Source organism: Empedobacter falsenii, from assembly GCF_013488205.1.
Lineage (GTDB): Bacteria > Bacteroidota > Bacteroidia > Flavobacteriales > Weeksellaceae > Empedobacter > Empedobacter falsenii_C.
This window is the reverse complement of sequence record NZ_CP040908.1, coordinates 2,458,517-2,479,511: the sequence shown is the minus strand read 5'-3', so window position 1 is coordinate 2,479,511 and position 20,995 is coordinate 2,458,517. Positions and strand designations below refer to the sequence as shown.

Below are 20,995 nucleotides of genomic sequence, written 5' to 3'. Positions count from 1 at the left end.
TTATCTTTGTTCAGTATGAAAAAATGGATATTAGCCGCAAGGCTTCGCACATTACCACTTTCTTTGAGTGGATTATTATTGGCTGGATTTATTGCAAAATCAGAAGGAATCTTTCGAAATGATATATTTTTCTTATCACTTTTAACAACTTTGGCTTTCCAAATTTTATCAAATTTCGCAAACGATTATGGCGATGCGGTAAAAGGAACAGACGCAAATAGAGTAGGAGAACAGCGTGCTGTAGCATCTGGATTGATTACACAAAACCAAATGAAAGTTGCCATCGGAATTATGGTTGCGATTTCTTTAGCTTGTGTTGCTGCATTGTTGTATGTATCTTTTTATCCAAATGATATGAAATACATTTACATTTTTCTTGGCTTGGGTGTTGCGTCTATTTTTGCAGCAATGGCTTATACAATGGGAAAAAAACCATACGGATATATTGGTTTAGGAGATGTTTTTGTGTTCTTATTCTTTGGAATTTTAGCTGTTGCGGGTGGAGAATTTTTATATTCTAAAGTTTTTCAATGGCAAATTTTATTACCTGCAGCTTCGATGGGATGTTGGAGTGTAGCAGTGTTAAATTTGAACAATATGCGCGATGTGAAAAATGATGTCAAAAACAATAAAATTACGGTTGCATCAAAATTAGGATTTCAAAAAAGTAAATATTACCAAATGGCTTTAATGACGATTCCTTTTGCATTAAGCGCATTATATGTAACGATGTCACCACTTAAACAAGGTAAATTATCTGGTTTTGTATTTTTAATTTTAATCTTTTTTGCGAACGCCATTCGTCGTCAAATTTTCGCAGTAAAAGACCCAAAAGATTTCGATCCATTCTTGAAACAAGTAGCAATGTTAGCTTTATTTTTCGCTGTATTATTAGGATATAGCTTAATCGGTTTCGATTTTATTGATACTTTAATTCGTTAATCACAAAAAAATATATAATGAAAATTCAATACTTAGGACATGCCTCGCTTGCGATTGAAGCAAACGGCAAACACATTGTTGTTGATCCATTTATTACACCAAATGAATTAGCAAAAAACATCGATTTCAAAAGTTTAAAAGCGGATTATATTGTCATTACGCATGCGCATCAAGATCATGTGTATGATGTGGAAGAATTGGCAAAACGAACAGGCGCTTTGATTATTTCGAATGCAGAAATTGCTTCTTATTATTCGGAAAGAGGTTTGAAAGCACACGGAATGAATACGGGCGGTAAATTTAGTTTTGACTTTGGTTCGATTCAATCGACGATTGCATTTCATTCGAGTTCATTTGCTGATGGAACGTATGGAGGAGATCCGAATGGCTACATTATCGAAAGTGAAGGAAAGCGTGTTTATATCGCTGGTGATACAGCTTTGACATACGAAATGAAGTTGATTCCAGATACAATTGGACAACTTGATTTAGCAATTTTACCAATCGGAGATAACTTTACGATGGGTGCAAAAAGTGCTTCTATTGCTGCAGAATATGTGCAAGCAACTAAGGTTTTGGGTTATCATTACGATACATTTCCACCAATTAAAATTGATAAAGCAGAAGCGAAATCTATTTTCTTTTCGCGTCATATTCAATTGATTTTATTAGAAGTTGGTGAAGATTTAACAGTTTAAGAAATTCTTTACAACATATAAAAGCTCGAGATAATCTCGAGCTTTTTTTATTATTCTCCAATGTGAATATTATTTTTTTTCAAAATTTCCATAAATTTTTCTTCTTGATTATTCTTTTTCATCGCTTGATATGCAACCGAAATTACCGTTTCTGCATCAGATCTGTATGGAGAGTTATTTTCAATGTATTTATTATAGGCTTTACACATGTAATCTAAACCTTTTTCATATTCTTTAAGATCAACGATATACAAATGACCTAAACCGTAAAAAGTTTCAGGATTGTTAGGATAAATATCTGCAAACTTTTCATAGGCTTCTATTGCCGCAGTATAATTTTTTTGATGTATATAAGCCACTGCAATATTTTGTAATGGCATAGCGCCATAAGGATTGATTTGCAAAGATTTTTGATAAGCTTCTATTGCCTCATCATATCGTTCCAATCTTCTCAAATTTACCCCAAGATTATCCCACGCATAATAAAACTTCGGATCTTCTTTAACCGCATTTGCAAAAAAGTCTGCTGCAGATTTCCAATTACTTTCCTTTACAGCTTTCAAACCTTCAGAATAATAATCCAAAGCTTTTCTATTTTCAGAAGGGATTTCATTTTCTAATCCAATTTCACTTGAAGCAATAATATCTCTAAAATTATCGCAATTATCGAATAAATCTGACTCGATTGCTCTGTAATATTTTAGATATTCTCCACTTTTTTCATTTGTATCAATATTAATTTTGATTTCTTTTTTATCCTTTTTCTTTTTACCGTTTGTTTCAACTGAAATAGCACTTAATTTATCAATCATCTGAAAAGCTAGGACTTCTTCATCAATACAAGATTTGATTTTGTCATAAAGCTCTTTTCGATTATATAATTGATTTTGTTTTATTTTATGAAAACATTCGCAACTATTTTTAACAGCATTTGCTTTAAATTTATCAAAATCCGATTTTTTTTCTTGTGCAATAACATTGCTTACAGAGATTAAACTTATAATTAAAATGTAAAATTTATTCATAATGAGTATTAATATTTAGATAAATATACAATTTAATCGATTCAGTGGTAAAATAATACGATTCTAAATCCTATTGATAATAATTAATCTTTCTCATTCGATTATCTTTGCCGCAATTATTCGATAAAATTTATGATTACAGTTAATGATATTACCGTTCAATTCGGTTCTTCAACGTTGTTTAGTGGAGTTAGTTTTGTGATAAACGAAAATGACAAAATTGCTTTAATGGGAAAAAATGGAGCAGGAAAATCTACTTTACTTAAGATTGTTGCAGGAATCAATAAACCTTCTTTGGGAAATATTTCAGCGCCAAAAGATGCGGTAATTGCTTATTTACCACAACATTTGTTAACCGAAGATAATTGTACTGTTCGTGAAGAAACATCAAAAGCTTTTGCTGAATATTTATCAATGAAAAATGAAATTGATGAATTAAATGAGCAATTAACTGTACGAACTGATTATGAAAGTGATGATTATATGAAGCTAATCGAGCGCGTTTCAGAAGTTAGTGAGAAATTTTATTCGATAGAAGAAGTAAATTACGAAGCCGAAGTGGAAAAGGTTTTGAAAGGAATGGGATTTGCGCAAGAAGATTTGGATCGATCAACTTCTGAGTTTTCGGGAGGTTGGCGTATGCGAATCGAATTAGCTAAAATTCTTTTGCGTAAACCAGATTTAATTTTATTAGATGAGCCAACGAATCACTTGGATATCGAATCGATTCAGTGGTTAGAGGATTTCTTGAAAAATCAAGCCAAAGCTGTGATGGTGATTTCGCACGATCGCACATTTGTCGATAATATTACGAATCGTACAATCGAAGTGACAATGGGACGAATTTATGATTATAAAGCCAAATATTCTGACTATTTAGTGTTGCGTCAAGATCGTAGAATTCATCAGCAAAAAGCTTATGATGAACAACAAAAATTCATTGCTGAAAATAAATTATTTATCGAACGTTTTCGTGGAACTTTCTCTAAAACAGAACAAGTGCAATCGCGCGTTCGTATGTTGGAAAAGCTAGATATTATCGAAGTTGATGAGGTTGATACTTCAGCTTTGAAATTGAAATTCCCTGCAGCTGCTCGTTCGGGACAATATCCTGTTGTAGTCGAAAATTTAGATAAATCGTATGGCGATCATATTGTGTTTAAAGATGCGAATATGGTAATTGAACGAGGACAAAAAGTAGCGTTAGTTGGTAAAAATGGCGAAGGAAAATCAACAATGATTAAAGCGATTATGAATGAAATTGATTTCGAAGGAAAATTAGAAATAGGTCATAATGCACAAATCGGATATTTTGCTCAAAATCAAGCTGCTTTATTAGATGAAGATTTAACTATTTTCGAAACTGTAGACCGCATTGCAGAAGGTGATATCAGAACACAAATCAAAAGTATTTTGGGCGCATTTATGTTCAAAGGTGATGATGTCGACAAGAAAGTAAAAGTGCTTTCTGGTGGAGAAAAAACGCGTTTGGCAATGGTAAAATTGTTGTTAGAGCCTTATAATGTCTTGATTTTAGATGAGCCAACAAATCACTTGGATATGAAAACAAAAGATATCATCAAAGATGCATTGAAAGAATTTGAAGGAACGGTAATTTTAGTTTCCCATGATCGTGATTTCTTAGATGGGTTGGCAGAGAAAGTTTTCGAATTTGGAAATAAACGTGTCAAAGAACATTTTGAGGATATCAAAGGTTTCTTAGCAACAAAGAAAATAGAAAACTTGAAAGAAATAGAAAAGTAAATTCAATTTTAGATATACAGAAAATCCTTAAAATAAGTTTTAAGGATTTTTTTAATGTTTCAAATTACCTTTACATTTAAAGAGATAATGGACTTTCTATTATGAATATTGAATACTACAAGCCGAAAAATAAAATTTTACAGAAATATGTAGATGGATATTATTTTATAAAAGAGGATAAAAATTCAGGAAGTGTAGAATATGAGACATTTCCGAATAATAATTTTTTTTATACAATCAATAAAAATACCATTGTGAAAGAGGAAAAAGAGAATATTTTTCTTAGTTCTTCTAACGATAATTCAATTATTGGTTCTTTGGTTTTGAGTTATTCGAAGCCGATGAGAATTTTTTATACACATTTGTTCGACGAAATCACGATCTGTTTTAAACCTTTAGGAATATTTCATTTTGATGTAACTGATTTTAATTCGGAAAGTAAAAAGACATTAATTGATTATGATTTGTTTGAAGATATAACAGAGTTTTCTGCCAAATTATTTGATTTAACAGTGAATGAAAAAGCAATTGAATTAGAAAAATATTTGATTTCAAAGTTGATAGAAGTTGATTTATCTTTTATGGAAAATATAATTAGAGATGTTGAAAATGAAATTAAAATCTAAGATATTTCAACTAAATATTCAATTTCAAGGCAATATTTGAATCGAATTTTCAAGAAACATTTAGGAAAATCTCCTTCTGAATATAGAAAAGTATATCGATTCAGAAATTCTTTACTCAATAAAAAAGAAAGTAAAAATTTAACTGAATTGTCATCAAATGATTATTACGATCAATCACATTTTATGAAAGATTTCAAATCAATCACAAAACTAAAACCAAATCAATTTTTTAAGGAAGTTGATTTAGAAAAGGACACACTTTTGAAATTTTTTGATTAGTTTACATTCTTACAATTTTGAATCTTTTTATTAAAATATTTTAGCCAATAAATTATTTTTACATGATCAATAGGAAAAAGATTCACTATTTTACTTATACATTTTGTCGCTATTTTTTAGCAACCATGATTATTTCTTACGCTTTTGCAAAAATTTTTGAAACTCAATTTATATCGCAACCAAGCGTCTATGACAAACCAATAGGAAATCTTTCAGGATTTGAGCTTACGTGGTTTTATTATGGTTATTCATATTGGTATGGTTTAATCATCGCCTCAACCCAAATTATCAGTTCTTTGCTTTTGTTTTTTAGGCAAACAACAAGAATTGGCATCATTATTTTCTTAACGTTTATGGTTAATATTTTGCTGATGGATTTTGCTTATGATATTGATGGAGCAAAAGGAATGGCAGTCGTTTTAACGATGATGGCGTTATTTGTTTTTCTGTCAGATTATAAGGAATTGATTAAATACTTTATAAAAACTCCTCCTTTGTTTGAAGAAGAAAGAACGGTTAAAATCAATAAAATAAGTAAACTGAAATTTATTTATATTCCTCTAGTTTTTATTGGATTCTTTGTTTTGATTATAACGTTAAAAGATAAATTTTTAAGCCAAAATCAGTTTTTTGGAGCTTGGGAAAATGTAGAAAATAATGAAAGAATTTATTTTGAATCTGCAAATACATTTCAAAAAGTGAATAATTCTACATTTAAACCAATTAATTCAGGAATGTATGATTTTGAAAAAGATTCAATTTATTTAAAAGGAATACAAGAGGAAAATCAAACTCCTGAAATTATTCTTAAAGGAAAGTTTAATATCCATAATAATGTATTGAAAATAGAGACTGCTAAAGGAGTTGAAATTTATAAAAGAATTAGATAAAACGAAAAATCCACTCAACTGAGTGGATTTTTTTATGCTTGTTTTTTCACGAACTTCGTTAAAATAACGATTAATTGTCCGTCAACTTTTCCTTCAATTTGTTCGGTATTATCATGAACTAAACGAATATTTCGTACAGCAGTTCCAATTTTTGCATTGATAGAAGAACCTTTTACGTCCAAATCTTTAATCAATGTCACCGTATCCCCATTCACCAAAATATTTCCGTTGCTATCCTTGTGCAAATCAACACTTCCGTCACCTTCGTGATCACCAGATGCTTTTGCCCACTCCATATTTTCGTCATCCAAATACATCATATCCAAAGCATCAGCAGCCCAAGATTCGTTACGAAAACGATTCAACATTCGCCATGAAAGCACTTGTACGGCAGGAACTTCGCTCCACATAGAAGAAAGTAAAAATGATTCCCAAAATGAAGTATCTAATTCCTCTTTCTTTTCAATTTGGTTGATACATTTTTGTGTAATGTAGACATTTCGATCAGGATTACTACTCGCATCAGGATTCACTTCATAAATAGCCAAATTTTCTGTAACTCGCGTCAATTCGCATTGGTTACCACTTCTTTCTTGTAAAAATGTATCTAATTTCATGTATTGATTTTAAAACTTTTGCAAAGATAACCTTTATTTAGAATTTAAACTTTTGAGGTATTTTAATCAGAATTATTTAAATTCGTTAAGAATAAAATTCAACCTTAAAATATGTTAGTAAAGAAAAACTCGGGCGAGTTAATCCCATATGATCCAAAAGCTTTAAAACGTTCGTTAACGAAATCTGGTGCAAAAAAAGAGGAAGTTGAAGAAGTTTTCGAATTAGTTTCGAAAGATCTTTACGATGGAATTCCGACCAGAGAATTGTATCGCATTGCTTTTGCTCATCTCAAAAATTATAGAAATTCGTATGCAGCGCGTTATAGCCTAAAACGAGCTTTGAGAGATTTGGGACCAGAAGGATATTATTTTGAAAAGTGGATTGGAAGAGTAATGCAAGCAGCAGGATATCAATCGTTGCATTCTGAAATTGTACAAGGAAATGCGGTAACGCACGAAATTGATGTGGTGGCTTCTAAAGGAGATCAATTGCTTTTCTGTGAATGTAAATTCAGAAATGACGAAGATGCCAAAATTTCGGTGACAACGCCGATGTATTTTTTATCGCGAATGAAAGATGTAGAAAGCCATACGTATCATTTTTTTGGACGAGATATGAAACCAACAAAAGGTTTCTTGGTAACGAATGCGTATTTAACGACGGATAGTATAGATTTTGCAAATTATTATGGAATTGGATTGATTTCTTGGGATTATCCTGAAACAAATAGTATCAAATATTTGGTTGATAATGCGGCTTTGTATCCAATTACATGTTTAACGACTTTGACGCCAGAGCAAGAAAAAGTTCTTTTGTCAAAAGAATGTATTTTGGTGAAAGATTTACAACAAAATAATAAGTTTTTAGATTCATTGAACTTGTCTCAAGAACAACGAAACGAAGTTTTGGAAGAAACGAATGAATTGTTAGAAATCGAGAATTTCACGTGCGAAATTGCTTAAACTGAAATAAAAAAGAAGCTCAATATTGAGCTTCTTTTGCTTTATAATTCTTTAAAAATTTCAAAACTATCTTTGTGATCGCACCAAAATTCATCCAAATTAATCATTCGATCTTTTAGGAACGGAATAATCTGTGGCCAATCGGTTTCTCTAAAAATACTAATGTTTTCTAAACGCATTTTTATCGTCGAAATCATTTTTCCATCTTCATCATAATCTTCTTTTGTCCAAATCCATTTTTCGCCAAGATAACTTTCCAAAACATTTTCATATTCCTCAAACTGTTCATAAATCATCAGTTGAACGGACGGATCTGGATGCGAAATTTCAATCGAAACCTCTGCAAATTTACGCTCGACATCCGTTCTAAAATAAACACCTTTTACATCCGTTTTGTAATTTATCCAATTAATACGCGTTCCTTCGGCATTCATTTGCAATTTCATATACGTTCCATACGAAATCCAAAAATCCTTTTTTATGCGATAAGCATCTTCTTTTGAAAACAAATTGATTATTTTTTTACAAAAATCGGTTTAATATTCTATTCAACAAAATTTAGAGAAAAATAGCTTGGATTGATTCTTGTTCTATTACATTTGAATAAATATTTTTAAAAAATAAATATGAAACTATTTTCTTTCCTAGGTTTAATGGGAATTTTGGCTTTTTCTACTGTAAATGCACAATCTGTAGAAACTGTAAAATATGAAGCTTTGCACGATAAAATAGCAAATTATAAAGATCAAGTTGTGGTGGTTAATTTTTGGGCAACGTGGTGTGCGCCTTGTGTGGAGGAGATTCCAGCGTTTATGGAAATTAACGAAAAATACAAAGACAATCCTAATTTCAAGATGTTGTTGGTTTCGTTGGATAGACCAAAAATTATCGATAAAGTAAAGAAATTTATGCTTGACAATAAGATAAATACAGAAGTTGTTTTGTTGGATGATACCAAACGAATGAATGAATGGATTCCGTCATTTGATCCGAAATGGGCAGGAAATATTCCTGTAACAATCATTTATAATAAAGGTGAGAAAAAGGTTTTCCATGATCAAGCCATGACAAAATTTGAATTAGAAGATTACATTACCGAATATCTTAATTAAACGATAAAACTCCTGAAAATACTTTTAGGAGTTTTTTATTTTTTGTAAGTTTATACTAACATAAAACTACAAAAATGAATAAAAAACATATTAGAAAAGATGTTATTCAACATTTAATTCAATTGAAACAAAATGAAATTGATGCGTTAAAAGAATCTGAACGAATTTATGCTGAAGGAGCAGATTTAGACGAAGAATCAAGTTTAGAGTTAGATGATTTTGCACAACAAAGTCAGTCGACAGATGCAGCGAGAAGTTTACGAGTTCGTATCAATCAAGCAACTGAAGATTTAGAAAATTTTAAAGCGTTAAAACCTGAATTGGTTGACGAAATTACAGAAGGAAATGTTGTGTTTACAGATAAAGTGAATTTTGTAATTGGTTTATCTTTCAAAGATTTTGAATGGGAAAATAAAAAGTTTGTTGGAATTAGTACACAAGCGCCTATTTTTGATGCTTTAGTTGGAAAACGAGCTGGAGATAAATTAGAATTTAATGGAATCAATTATACCATAGAAGAAATATTATAACATGCCAAAAATACATACAATCGATCTTAATTTTCAGAATGAAAACGAAGCAATCGCATCTTATTTAATCGAAACTGAACAAGGACCAATCTTGGTTGATCCAGGGCCATATTCAACTTTTGAAAATTTGAAAGCGGGAATTGAAGCGTTAGGTTGGCGAGTAATCGATATCGAAAATATCTTAATTACACATATTCATTTTGATCACGCTGGTGCTGCGTGGAAATTTACAGAACATGGCGCAACAATTTTCTTAAATCCGATTGGTTTACCACATCTGAAAAATCCTGAAAAATTGTGGGAATCAGCAAAAATGATTTATGGCGATGATATGGATCGTTTGTGGGGAGAAATGAAACCAATTGACGAAGAATATTTGGTTGGTTTGGCAGATGGACAAAGTGTGGAGTTTGGTGATGCGGTTTTTCAGACTGTTTATACGCCTGGACATGCTGTTCATCACAATGCTTATGTGTTAGATGATGTTATTTTTACAGGTGATGTAGCAGGAGTGAAGATTGAAAACGGACCTGTTGTGCCGCCTTGTCCGCCGCCAGATATTAATATTGAATTGTGGAAAGAATCGATTGCTAAATTGAGAAAAATTAATGCAAAAGGAATTTATCCGACGCATTATGGTTATCACGAAGATTTAGAAAATCATTTTGATCAATTAGAAAAATCGTTGAATGATTGGTCAAATTATATCAAACCAATGTATGATGATCAAATTCCGACCGAAGAAATTGTCCCAGTTTTTGTTGATCATGTCACAAAAAACTATAAAGATTTAGGTTTGACAGAAGATCAAATTCAAGTGTATGAATACGCCAATCCATCCTGGATGTCTGTTAATGGACTAATGCGTTATTGGAAATTAAAAGAACAAGGAAGATTATAAAACGAAAAGCTGTCAAAAATTTTGACAGCTTTTTTTATTCTATTTTTAATTCATATTGTTCAACCAAAATATTTCCAGTAGAATTTAAAATTTCAGTTCCGAATTCAAACGAAGATAAATAGATGTTTTGTCCAATATAATCTCGTTTATTCATCTCATTTATAAACTCCATCACATTTACTTTTCCCGAAGTTCGTTTTTCTTTTCGCACAAAAGCAATATAATCCCAGCTTGTATTCAAATCTTTTTTGATGATATGACCTCTGTAAATATCATATTGTCCAAATGTTGTAAAAATATTTCCAACTTTTTTACCAAATGGCTTGAATTTATTATAATCTTCGCAAATCATCACTTCAATTCCGATGGTTTGTAGAGCGACTTTTGGCGAATTGTGTAACCAAAAATCAAAAGCTAAATTATATTTTTTGTCATTAACTTTTAACTTCGTTTTATACTCAACTTCAAAAGTTTTTACCTCATTTATATTCTTGAAATAATTATCAGTTTTGATGTCAGCTAAATTAAACCAAGCACTTTCTCCAAACCAAATTTCAGGATAACCCACCACGCCATATTTCTTGCCAGGTGTTTGCCATTTCCAACCAGCCGCTGTGTCGGTTGTGAAAATTGTTTGTGAATATACACCTTTTTTTATTTTGTGTTCGCCCCATTTATTGTTGTTAATTTCATATTTCTGCCATTTTATGGTTGCTCCATTTTCTGACTTTTCTTGATCAGATTGTTGACCAAAACTAATAATCGAAAAAGAGAAAAATACAATATTTAAAAGTTGTTTCATCATTTATGCTAATTAAAAAAGGATGCTTTTGCATCCTTGTAAAAATATAAAATTGTGATGATTATAATCGAATTAATTTATCTTTTGCAGTTTGATAATCTACTAATAAATCGTCAAAAACTTCTGCAACTGTCGGAATAGAATCGATTAATGACGAAACTTGACCAATTTCTAATTCTCCATTCACCAAATCACCTTCAAACATTCCTTTCTTAGAACGACCTCTACCTAAAAGCTCTTTCAATTCTTCTGCGGTTGTACCTTGTTGATATTTTTCTTGAACTTGATTATAAAAATCATTTTTAATCAATCGAACAGGCGCTAATTCTTTCAATGTAAGTTGCGTATCGCCTTCTTGTGCATTTACAATCACATCTTTGAAAGCTTGATTCGCAGACGATTCTTGCGTTGCAGCAAAACGAGAACCAATTTGTACTCCATCTGCACCTAACGCAAATGCTGCCAAAATTTGAGAACCTGTTCCAATTCCTCCAGCAGCAATTAACGGAATATTGATTTGACGTTTCACATTCGGAATAAGACAAAGTGTAGTCGTTTCTTCTCTGCCATTATGTCCACCAGCTTCAAAACCTTCTGCCACGACAGCATCGACACCTGCATCTTGTGATTTTTGTGCAAATTTGGCACTACTGACAACATGCGCAACAGTTATTCCTTCTTTTTTTAAAGTTTCTGTCCACGTTTTTGGATTTCCAGCAGAAGTAAAAACAACTTTTACATCTTCCTCCACAATAATCTGCATAATTTCTTCAATATTCGGATAAAGCATTGGAACATTAACGCCAAAAGGATGATTTGTAGCAGCTTTACATTTCTTTATATGCTCGCGTAAAACATCAGGATACATGCTTCCAGCACCTATTAAACCTAGTCCTCCAGCATTACTTACAGCTGACGCTAATCGCCAACCACTATTCCAAATCATACCACCTTGAATAATTGGGTATTTTATTGCAAATAATTTTGTTATATTCGTGTCCATTTTCGTTATATTTAGGCATAAAATTAAATAAATATAGAGAACGAAAAAATTTAATTTTAACATAAATACTGACAGTTTGACTTTGGCAGATTATTTGATTTGCAAAAAATCAAATTTTAGAAAATAAATTAGAGTTTAATTGTCTCTACTAATAATAAAAAATATAAGCTATGTATTGGACTTTAGAATTAGCATCTTATTTAAGTGATGCACCTTGGCCAGCAACAAAAGATGAATTAATTGATTACGCAATTCGTACTGGTGCACCTTTGGAAGTTGTAGAAAACTTACAATCTATTGAGGATGAAGGAGATTCTTACGAAAGCATTGAAGAAATTTGGGCTGACTATCCAACGGACGACGATTTCCTTTGGAACGAGGACGAATATTAAAAATAAAAAAGCCCAAATTGGGGCTTTTTTCGATTCTATAATCTATAACTAACATAGTTAACGTATATTTGCATCTTAATTAGTCTCAAATATATTGTGGCTAATTTTGACGAAGAACGCAGAAAAATATGAATATTTTAAACAAAATTTTACAAGGTTTCTTAGGTGATAAGAATGCCAAAGATGTAAAAGAATTACGAAAATATGTTGACTTAGCGAATGAAGCTGGTCAAAAGCTTAGTTCATTATCAATTGATGAATTAAGAGGAAAAACAGATGGATTTAAAGCTCAATTAGTTGAAGCTACAAAAGATCTTAAAGCTCAAATTGAAGAGTTAAAAAAACAAGTTGAAGAAACAGAAGATTTTGGTGTAAAAGAAGATTTATACGCTAAAATTGATAAAATCAATAAAGAAGCTTACGAAATAGAGGAGAAGATTTTATTAGAAATCTTACCAGAAGCTTTCGCTGTAATGCGCGAAACAGGAAAACGTTTTACTGAAAACGAAACGTTAGAAGTGACCGCTTCTGAGTTTGATAAAGTTTTGGTAAATCGTGGACACGATTTCGTTTCTCTTAAAGATGATAACACTGCAATCTGGAAAAACTCATGGGATGCAGCTGGTCGTCAAGTAACATGGGATATGTCTCATTACGATGTTCAGTTTATTGGTGGTACGGCTTTACACTTAGGTCGTATTGCGGAGATGCAAACAGGAGAAGGTAAAACGTTGGTTGCAACTTTACCAATTTACTTAAATGCATTAACTGGTCGTGGAGTTCACTTAGTAACGGTGAATGATTACTTGGCAAAACGAGATATGGCGTGGATGCGTCCAATTTTCTCTTTCCATGGTTTATCAGTAGATTGTATCGATAATCACCAACCAAACTCTCCAGGACGTCGTGATGCGTATGCATCTGATATTGTTTATGGAACAAATAACGAATTTGGTTTCGATTATTTACGTGACAATATGGCAAACACTCCAGATGCTTTGGTACAACGTGAATTAAATTTTGCGATTGTCGATGAGGTCGATTCAGTTTTAATTGATGATGCTCGTACACCATTGATTATTTCTGGTCCAGTTCCACAAGGAGATCGTCACGAATTTGATGTATTAAGACCAAAAATTGATCGTTTATATCAAATGCAACGTGAGATGTTAGGAAAAACATTGAACGAAGCAAAAACATTATTCAAACAAGGAGATTTAAAAGAAGGAGGTTTCAAATTATACCAAGTTTACCGTGGTTTACCAAAATATAAACCATTAATCAAATTCTTGTCTCAAGATGGTATTCGTGCTCAATTACAAAAAACAGAAGCGCATTTTATTCAGGATAATAACCGTGAAATGCCAAAAGTTGACGAGCATTTATACTTTGTTATTGATGAAAAACAAAATCAATCAGATTTAACAGATAAAGGAATTGAGTATTTGTCTAAAGGAATGGAAGATGAAAATTTCTTCATTTTACCAGATGTTTCGACAAATATTGGAGCGATTGAAAATTCAGGAAAAACGAAAGAAGAAATTCTTCAAATGAAAGAAGAATTTTTCCGTGACTTCTCAATCAAATCTGAGCGTATTCATACATTAAGCCAATTGTTAAAAGCATATACATTATTCGAAAAAGACATCGAGTATGTAGTGGTTGAAGGTGAAGTAAAAATCGTTGACGAATCGACAGGTCGTATTATGGATGGTCGTCGTTATTCTGATGGATTGCACCAAGCAATTGAAGCAAAAGAGAATGTAAAAATTGAAGCAGCTACACAAACGTTTGCAACAATTACATTACAAAACTACTTCCGTATGTACAACAAGTTAGGAGGTATGACTGGTACAGCGGAAACTGAGGCAGGTGAGTTCTGGGAAATTTACAAATTAGATGTTGTTTCTATTCCAACAAACCGCCCAATTTTACGTAACGATAAAAATGATATTGTTTTCAAAACAAATCGTGAAAAATATAAAGCAGTAATCGAGGAAATTGTCCGTTTATCTCAAGATGACAAACGTCCAGTTTTAGTTGGTACAACTAATGTTGAGATTTCTGAATTATTATCAAAAGCTTTAAAATTACGTGGAATTAATCACAATGTTTTGAATGCAAAACTACACAAAAGCGAGGCTGATATTGTAACAGAAGCTGGTAAACCAGGAGCTGTAACTATTGCAACCAATATGGCTGGTCGTGGTACTGATATTAAATTGACGAAAGAAGTAAAAGAATCTGGAGGTTTAGCAATTATTGGTACAGAACGTCACGATTCTCGTCGTGTAGACCGTCAGTTACGTGGTCGTGCTGGTCGTCAAGGAGATCCAGGATCATCTCAATTCTTCGTTTCATTAGAAGATTCATTAATGCGTTTATTCGGTTCAGAAAGAATTGCAAAATTAATGGACCGTATGGGACATAAAGATGGAGATGTGATTGAACATTCTATGATTACAAAATCTATCGAGCGTGCACAGAAAAAAGTAGAAGAAAATAACTTCGGTATTCGTAAACGTTTGTTAGAGTATGATGATGTAATGAACAAACAACGTGAAGTAATTTACAAACGTCGTCACAATGCATTATTCGGAGATCGCTTGGAAGTTGATATTGCAAACATGATTTATGATGTTGCAGCTTCTGTTGTGAAATCTAACAAAGATTTCGAAGATTTTGGTCAATATGAATTAGATTTAATTAAATTCTTTACAATGGGAACTCCTGTTACAGAAGATGAATTTAGATCTAAATCAATCAAAGATTTAACAAATATTACGTACGACGCAGCAATTGAAGATTACAAAGCACGTATGAAATATGTTGCAGAAACAGCTTTCCCAGTAATTTCGAATGTTTTCGAAAATCAAGGACATATGTTCTCTCGTATTCAAGTGCCATTTACAGACGGAATTCGTCAAATGACAGTTGTTTGTGATTTGAAAGAAGCATACGAATCTCAAGGAAAAACTTTAATCAAAGATTTCGAGAAATCAGTTGTATTAAGTTTAATTGATGATAACTGGAAAGAGCATTTACGTGATGTTGATGATTTACGTAAAACGTCTCAAAATGCGGTTTACGAACAAAAAGATCCGTTGGTTGTTTACAAACAAGAATCTTTCCATATTTTCCAAAGAATGTTGGATACAGTGAATAAAGAAATCATTTCGTTCTTATTCAAAGGAGAATTACCAAATACGCAAAAAGAAGAATCTGTAGAGGAAACTGAATCAGTAAACTAAAAAGATTTTTTTATATAACTTTAACCCTTTCTGAAATTTTCGGAAAGGGTTTTTTGTTATATTTATATGATTCAATTTTAATAGAAAATGATAAAATATTATAAAGCAATAAATAATAGAATTTTGATACTTCTTACAATTTTGATTAATTTATCTTTAATCAGTTGTGATAAAAATGAATTTGAAAATAAAATAACTGATTCCAATTGTTTTTGGTATATATTTGAATATGACAGTATTAATAATTATTTTAAAAATATTAATTATGGCTATAAATTTTTAAATAACGGACAATATAAATTTATGCATTATGATTATTCTTCTAATAAATTATCTGAATTTAAAGATGTTATAAATGATATAAAAAAAACAAATAAATGGTCATATAATAAAGATAATAATTTATTTATTTTTAATAATTGGGAACATAAAATTATTTATAACTCAAAAGACACCATCGTTTTAGAGCATATAGATGTCCCTAAGAAATATATTCTTATTAATTTGGGGTATAAAAATCCTGATATTCTAAAAAAATATAAACGTTAATATTTTAATTTACTTCATTCAAAATAGACGTTTAAAACCCTTACTAATTAATTTAGAAATACTTTTTTTAGTATTTTTACATCAACTACTGAACTTGTTTTCAGTATCAAATTATTAAAATTTTAAACAAATGAAATTTGCATACTTACACGGCTACCAAGGTTTTGTAACAGATGAAAAGAGAGAATATTTAGACTCTTTGGGAGAATGTTACGCACCAACAATTGATTACGATAATGCACCAACTTTGATTCAAGATTTGGTAGAGCATTTTACAAAAGAACCAATCGAATTTATTGCAGGAACAAGTTTGGGCGGAATGATAAGTTATTATTTGGGATTATTGTTAAATGTTCCTGTTTTGATGTTTAATCCTGCTGTAATTGCAGTAGAACGTTTAAAACCATTTTTGCCAGAACAATTATTAAAAGGAGTTCCAACAAAATCAAATTTAATTTTTACAGGTTTAAAAGATGATGTGATCGAACCAAAATTTCAGATTGAATTTGTAGAAAATCTTCAAAAACAAAACGGAAACATCGAACAAGTTTTCGATGCTGAAATGACACATTTAATCACATTAGAAGAATTCGAAAAAGCGTTTGAAACTTTTTTGGAGAAGTGATAATATAAAAAGGTGAATATTATTTTAATTAAATGATATTCACCTTTTTTAATATATTAAATTCTTTATTTTTTCTTAAAATTATGAGATATATTTCCCCAAAATAAAAATTCATCTTTATGAGTAAAATCTTTTGGTGAATTAACAAGACTTGGAAAAAAATCTGCATCAGACCACAATCCAAAAAAATCACCTTCTACATTAGCTGAAGAACCATTCGTTTTAGAAATAATATTAAATGCAAAGTAATTTCTATAGACATGGAATGTGTTAGTTTTTTTATCAACTTTACCGAAAACAAATTCTAATGTATCATAATTTACAATTAATAAATCGTTTTTATATGCACTTTTTAGTCGTTCAACTTCATCGTCAATACTTGTAATAATTACAGAATCTTTTTTCAATTCAATACTTTTGTATGGGGTCTCATCATACGTTGGCCAATGTGTTTTTAGAAAATTTAATGCCTCTGAGGGATGGTTTTCTCCGTCTGGCCCTTTATAATATTTGTAATCTGTAAAAGGACTAGTATCAGTATATGTGTAAATTCCATTAATAGTTGGTGAATTTTCTAAGGGAATAATAATTTCGTCTTCGTTGCACGAAATAATTGCAAATAAACCCAAAATAGCTATTAATTTTTTCATAATGTTAATTTAGTTTTTTATAAAAATAGAAAAATAAAATAGATGATAAACAAAAAAACGAACCAATTGGTTCGCTTTTTTGTTTAATATCATTTTTTTTTACAACCCCAACATTTTAGGACCTTGTTCGAAAACAACATCAACTGGAATATTTTTGGTTTTCAAGACATCTAAATCTTTTTGTAAATCTGCATGAATAGTTCCTTTGTCAGTATATAATTTTTTTACACCATCATAATCTCCATTTCCTTGAAGTGTCAAAATTAATTCTGATAAACCATTCATTGCTTTTTCCATTTTAGCAACATTTACTTTGTAACGACCATTTGGAGTTTTTTCGAAAGCACCATTTTCAGCAAAATAGTTGAACGCAATCATATTCGCTTGTCCGTGAGCAGAACTCGCTCCAAAACGAACTGAACGTAAAATTCCAGCCAAGAAAGTCACAAAATAATCTTCTTGTGTTCCTGTCAATTCACCTTTTTTCAATAATTGATTGACCATATACAAACCAAGAATATCAGCTTTTCCTTCTTCTAAAGCTGAATTAGCTTCTTTTAAAGCATCACGAACTGAACCTTTTCCATTCACCGTATTTTTGATTCCTAAACCATGCGCCACTTCGTGAAACATAACATTAGAAAAGAATGCGTCAAATTTGATGTTTTTCTGTTGGCTTTCATCAATCAAAGCAGTTGCAATAGGCGCAAGAATTTTATCAAACTTCGCTTTCATAGCATTTTTTAATTGCAAACGACGTGTTCCTTTTTCCAATTGAACTTTTTCATCATTTGGTAAATTAATCGCAATTGTTTTTCCTGCCGCATTGCAATCTCCCGCATAATACACAACATCATAGGCATTAAGATCCGAATCAGTTCCAGGAACTTCTTTTTTGTAGTTTGCAGAAACAGGTAAATTCTTCTGTAATTCTGGTAAATATTGAACAAATTTTGCCAATTTTTTCGACCATTCGATATCTTTTACTAAAATATATGCAGAATAGGAAGTTTTATATCCAAATAATTGATCTTCATAATTTTCAATCGGACCAACCACCATGTCAATATTTGCATTTTTCATATCCATCCAAGCCAAATCACTTGCATAGAAATCATCGCTCACCAAAGCTGCAGCACGTAATTTTAAATAATTTTTAAGTCCAGTATCTTCTGCTAATTCAGAAGCTTTTGTCAAATATCCAGCAGCTTTTGATAATTGATTTTTGAAATTTTCGTTATACGGAATCGAATATAATTTTCCTTCGCGATTACGACGAATAATAGAGTAGGGCGATTTGCCATCTTTGATATTCGCTTGTTCAAATTCCTCTTTCGTCATATCAATAGGATAGAAAGTTGCACCTGCAGGTTTTGCTCCAATACCGTTTATAAAAGGCGCTTCGTTATTCAATCTATCCCAAGGACCATAGTTTATTTTTGCATATTCTTTGGCTTCACCTTTCGTTTCGTCCATCAAATCTATTTTAGCGCCATAAGCTTGTTGCCAAAATAAATCGTCCATAATATCAGCCGTTTTGAACATCAAACGTAAAATCTCTTTTTCGTTTTTTGTTAAATGCGAAATATCTGTTGTTAATGGAACTTGAGCATAATATTGAAAAGCATAATCTTTTGTCATTTCTGTTGAGGTTTGAGTTGATTCTGTTGCTGTTTTTTGAGTTGAACAAGAGCTTAAAACTCCAGCAAAAGCAATCAATCCCAAGAATATTGATGATTTTTTCATTTTGAATGTTTTGGTAAATTTAAGGAGAAATGGGTTTTTGAATTAAAATAATATTTACTATCAATTATAGTTTTCTCTAGACAGATCTTCAAAGTGTTCTTTGTGTGTGAGATACATTATTTTATCCATTAAAAATCCAATAATTAAAGGTGTAGGAATAAATATTAGCGCAATGGTAGTGTAATTTTTGAATTCATTTTCCTCAAGTATAAATACATTTATACTAAATCCGAGTACTAAAAGTATTAAGGCATAAAATATTGAGACGATGATTCTGTTTTTTCTATGAAAATATTTTTTGAAAAGATAATTATAAGCAATTGAGAATAAAATAATAATTAAAAATGGATAAACTAACCTAATCATGAGAACTGATGTCAATAAGTAAGTATATAGAAAATCACCAATACACCAAAAATTACTAATACTACAATCTGAAGTTGAATAGCTCATAAAAGATATTATTGGTATTGTAAAAATGAATATTGTAGCTATGATAATTAATATATGTTTTAATATGTACATATTGATTTGGTTTAAATGGTTGATGAATTAAAGTACTAAATCATTCAATTGGCATTCCTAAATTTTTATAATATACATTGTTGATATAAAAGTATCCATAAGAAAATTGATATTTTTTAAGATTTTCAAATAAAGTATCTATATTGAAAATTTCAAGCTGATTTGATTTCAGGTTTGGAATATTTTCTATATTAAATGTATATTTTTCTTTTTTACATTTATCACAATACTTCTTTCCTCCAGCAATTGTATAATATTTGTAACCGTTTTTCTTATTATAAGAAATATTTTCTTTGTGGTAAAGAGTAAGTGTATATTCATTTTTATAAAATGAAAGATTTCCATCTTTTAACACACTCTTTTTTTCTAAATTAATAGAATCATTTCTCGTTATATTGATAATTTGAGCATTAATTGAATAACCAATAAGAAAGGATATTAGCTGAATTTTTAAAAAGATATATTTTTTCATTTTGAATAACTATTTATAGTTGCATATCAAAATATAAAACTTCTTTTGAAATTGAGTCATAATAAATTCTATAATTTGATTGACCTCTTTGAGCTGATAAATATATTATATGATTTTTAGAAGGGGCGAACCAATTTGGTGGATTGTTAAGTTCTGGTAATGGGTCTTTTTTGGAATAGATTTTTAATTGTTTTTTTACAATTTGTTTATCTATCCATTCTTTTTTTACGTTTAATTTTAAAAATGTTTTGTATTCATAAGACCAATGTGCAGACTCCCAATAATGACCTTCTAATACTTTTATATTTGTAGAATCTGGAAAATTACCAAATTGTATTTTGTAGATTTCTTCTTTGGTTGGAGAAAATGATGTTGCAGGTTCAGTGTTATCTCCGTCTTTAGGACTATCATCTACATTATATAAGAATAATATAAATATTAATAATAGAGAAGAAAGAATTAGAAAAATGTATAGTTTTTCTTTATTTCCATCTCTATAATCTTCAATTACATAATAGATAAAAAAGAGTATAGGAACTGCTATTAATAATAAAATGGAGAATAACATCATGTTAATTATTAAGTCTTTAATAAAAATAACATTAAATTATCAAATAAAAAAATCCCAACTTC

23 protein-coding genes are annotated in these 20,995 nt (G+C 30.6%); 14 read left to right on the top strand and 9 right to left on the bottom strand.

The features are described from left to right. Nucleotides 1-15: 15 nt before the first annotated feature. Together menA and FH779_RS11490 are read left to right on the top strand one after the other, a co-directional pair. Nucleotides 16-942: a 1,4-dihydroxy-2-naphthoate octaprenyltransferase gene (gene menA / locus FH779_RS11495; RefSeq protein WP_180904787.1), complete on the top strand. Its 927-nt coding sequence runs from the start codon at nt 16-18 to the stop codon at nt 940-942. A gap of 17 nt (nt 943-959) precedes the next feature. Continuing rightward, on the top strand, nt 960-1,640 hold the full coding sequence (locus FH779_RS11490; protein WP_180904786.1) for a metal-dependent hydrolase: 681 nt from the start codon (nt 960-962) through the stop codon (nt 1,638-1,640). Nucleotides 1,641-1,690: 50 nt separating this feature from the next. On the opposite strand, the gene FH779_RS11485 is transcribed toward FH779_RS11490, so the two are convergent. Next, nucleotides 1,691-2,665, bottom strand: a complete 975-nt coding sequence (locus FH779_RS11485; protein WP_180904785.1) for a tetratricopeptide repeat protein — start codon at nt 2,663-2,665, stop codon at nt 1,691-1,693. A gap of 132 nt (nt 2,666-2,797) precedes the next feature. Between FH779_RS11485 and FH779_RS11480 the strand changes: the two genes are divergently transcribed. From FH779_RS11480 to FH779_RS11465, 4 genes are all read left to right on the top strand, one after another. Beyond that, complete coding sequence (locus tag FH779_RS11480) at nt 2,798-4,429, top strand: ABC-F family ATP-binding cassette domain-containing protein (RefSeq protein WP_180904784.1); 1,632 nt, start codon at nt 2,798-2,800, stop codon at nt 4,427-4,429. Nucleotides 4,430-4,530: 101 nt separating this feature from the next. Continuing rightward, nucleotides 4,531-5,055 carry a hypothetical protein gene (locus tag FH779_RS11475; protein ID WP_180904783.1) on the top strand — a complete coding sequence of 175 codons (525 nt, stop codon included), beginning with the start codon at nt 4,531-4,533 and terminating at the stop codon, nt 5,053-5,055. A 36-nt stretch (nt 5,056-5,091) separates the two neighbouring features. Next, a complete protein-coding gene (locus FH779_RS11470; protein ID WP_180904782.1) occupies nt 5,092-5,334 on the top strand; it encodes a helix-turn-helix domain-containing protein in 243 nt (80 codons plus the stop codon). Nucleotides 5,335-5,459: 125 nt separating this feature from the next. After that, nucleotides 5,460-6,224, top strand: coding sequence for a hypothetical protein (locus FH779_RS11465; RefSeq protein ID WP_052217565.1), 765 nt, complete (start codon nt 5,460-5,462; stop codon nt 6,222-6,224). A 32-nt stretch (nt 6,225-6,256) separates the two neighbouring features. Here FH779_RS11465 and FH779_RS11460 read toward each other — a convergent pair whose 3' ends face one another. Beyond that, nucleotides 6,257-6,841 carry a PhnA domain-containing protein gene (locus FH779_RS11460; protein ID WP_038332200.1) on the bottom strand — a complete coding sequence of 195 codons (585 nt, stop codon included), beginning with the start codon at nt 6,839-6,841 and terminating at the stop codon, nt 6,257-6,259. Nucleotides 6,842-6,952: 111 nt separating this feature from the next. On the opposite strand from FH779_RS11460, the gene FH779_RS11455 reads away from it, so the two are divergent. Further along, complete coding sequence (locus FH779_RS11455; RefSeq protein WP_038332197.1) at nt 6,953-7,804, top strand: ATP cone domain-containing protein; 852 nt, start codon at nt 6,953-6,955, stop codon at nt 7,802-7,804. A gap of 41 nt (nt 7,805-7,845) precedes the next feature. Here the strand turns inward: FH779_RS11455 and FH779_RS11450 are convergent, their stop codons facing one another. Then, nucleotides 7,846-8,313 (bottom strand): DUF4268 domain-containing protein, encoded by a 468-nt coding sequence (locus tag FH779_RS11450; RefSeq protein ID WP_052217563.1) that lies wholly within the window; start codon nt 8,311-8,313, stop codon nt 7,846-7,848. A 117-nt stretch (nt 8,314-8,430) separates the two neighbouring features. On the opposite strand from FH779_RS11450, the gene FH779_RS11445 reads away from it, so the two are divergent. The 3 genes from FH779_RS11445 to FH779_RS11435 all read left to right on the top strand — a co-directional run bounded on the left by FH779_RS11445 (nt 8,431) and on the right by FH779_RS11435 (nt 10,347). Then, nucleotides 8,431-8,916: a TlpA family protein disulfide reductase gene (locus FH779_RS11445; protein WP_038332192.1), complete on the top strand. Its 486-nt coding sequence runs from the start codon at nt 8,431-8,433 to the stop codon at nt 8,914-8,916. Nucleotides 8,917-8,990: 74 nt separating this feature from the next. Further along, nucleotides 8,991-9,446, top strand: coding sequence for a hypothetical protein (locus FH779_RS11440; RefSeq protein WP_038332187.1), 456 nt, complete (start codon nt 8,991-8,993; stop codon nt 9,444-9,446). A gap of 1 nt (nt 9,447) precedes the next feature. Next, nucleotides 9,448-10,347, top strand: a complete 900-nt coding sequence (locus tag FH779_RS11435) for an MBL fold metallo-hydrolase (protein WP_180904781.1) — start codon at nt 9,448-9,450, stop codon at nt 10,345-10,347. Between the two features lie 34 nt (nt 10,348-10,381). On the opposite strand, the gene FH779_RS11430 is transcribed toward FH779_RS11435, so the two are convergent. After that, nucleotides 10,382-11,149 (bottom strand): GH12 family glycosyl hydrolase domain-containing protein, encoded by a 768-nt coding sequence (locus FH779_RS11430; RefSeq protein ID WP_180904780.1) that lies wholly within the window; start codon nt 11,147-11,149, stop codon nt 10,382-10,384. Between the two features lie 61 nt (nt 11,150-11,210). Beyond that, the gene (locus tag FH779_RS11425; protein WP_180904779.1) at nt 11,211-12,152 is read right to left on the bottom strand and encodes an NAD(P)H-dependent flavin oxidoreductase; all 942 of its coding nucleotides are present in this window, start codon (nt 12,150-12,152) and stop codon (nt 11,211-11,213) included. Between the two features lie 170 nt (nt 12,153-12,322). Between FH779_RS11425 and FH779_RS11420 the strand changes: the two genes are divergently transcribed. The 4 genes from FH779_RS11420 (at nt 12,323) to FH779_RS11405 (ending at nt 16,969) form a co-directional block, all read left to right on the top strand. Next, a complete protein-coding gene (locus FH779_RS11420; RefSeq protein WP_019976296.1) occupies nt 12,323-12,544 on the top strand; it encodes a DUF2795 domain-containing protein in 222 nt (73 codons plus the stop codon). 128 nt (nt 12,545-12,672) lie between these two features. Then, nucleotides 12,673-15,795 (top strand): preprotein translocase subunit SecA, encoded by a 3,123-nt coding sequence (gene secA / locus FH779_RS11415; protein WP_180904778.1) that lies wholly within the window; start codon nt 12,673-12,675, stop codon nt 15,793-15,795. A gap of 87 nt (nt 15,796-15,882) precedes the next feature. Further along, nucleotides 15,883-16,344: a hypothetical protein gene (locus FH779_RS11410; RefSeq protein ID WP_180904777.1), complete on the top strand. Its 462-nt coding sequence runs from the start codon at nt 15,883-15,885 to the stop codon at nt 16,342-16,344. A 130-nt stretch (nt 16,345-16,474) separates the two neighbouring features. Continuing rightward, nucleotides 16,475-16,969, top strand: coding sequence for a YqiA/YcfP family alpha/beta fold hydrolase (locus FH779_RS11405; protein ID WP_180904776.1), 495 nt, complete (start codon nt 16,475-16,477; stop codon nt 16,967-16,969). Nucleotides 16,970-17,034: 65 nt separating this feature from the next. Here the strand turns inward: FH779_RS11405 and FH779_RS11400 are convergent, their stop codons facing one another. The 4 genes from FH779_RS11400 to FH779_RS11385 form a co-directional block, all read right to left on the bottom strand. Further along, nucleotides 17,035-17,619, bottom strand: a complete 585-nt coding sequence (locus FH779_RS11400) for a hypothetical protein (protein ID WP_180904775.1) — start codon at nt 17,617-17,619, stop codon at nt 17,035-17,037. Between the two features lie 99 nt (nt 17,620-17,718). After that, entirely contained in the window at nt 17,719-19,365 is a 1,647-nt protein-coding gene (locus FH779_RS11395; protein ID WP_180904774.1) for a dipeptidyl-peptidase 3 family protein, read from the bottom strand. 565 nt (nt 19,366-19,930) lie between these two features. After that, nucleotides 19,931-20,362, bottom strand: coding sequence for a hypothetical protein (locus FH779_RS11390; RefSeq protein ID WP_180904773.1), 432 nt, complete (start codon nt 20,360-20,362; stop codon nt 19,931-19,933). Nucleotides 20,363-20,375: 13 nt separating this feature from the next. Further along, on the bottom strand, nt 20,376-20,933 hold the full coding sequence (locus FH779_RS11385) for a hypothetical protein (protein WP_180904772.1): 558 nt from the start codon (nt 20,931-20,933) through the stop codon (nt 20,376-20,378). Nucleotides 20,934-20,995: the final 62 nt, after the last annotated feature.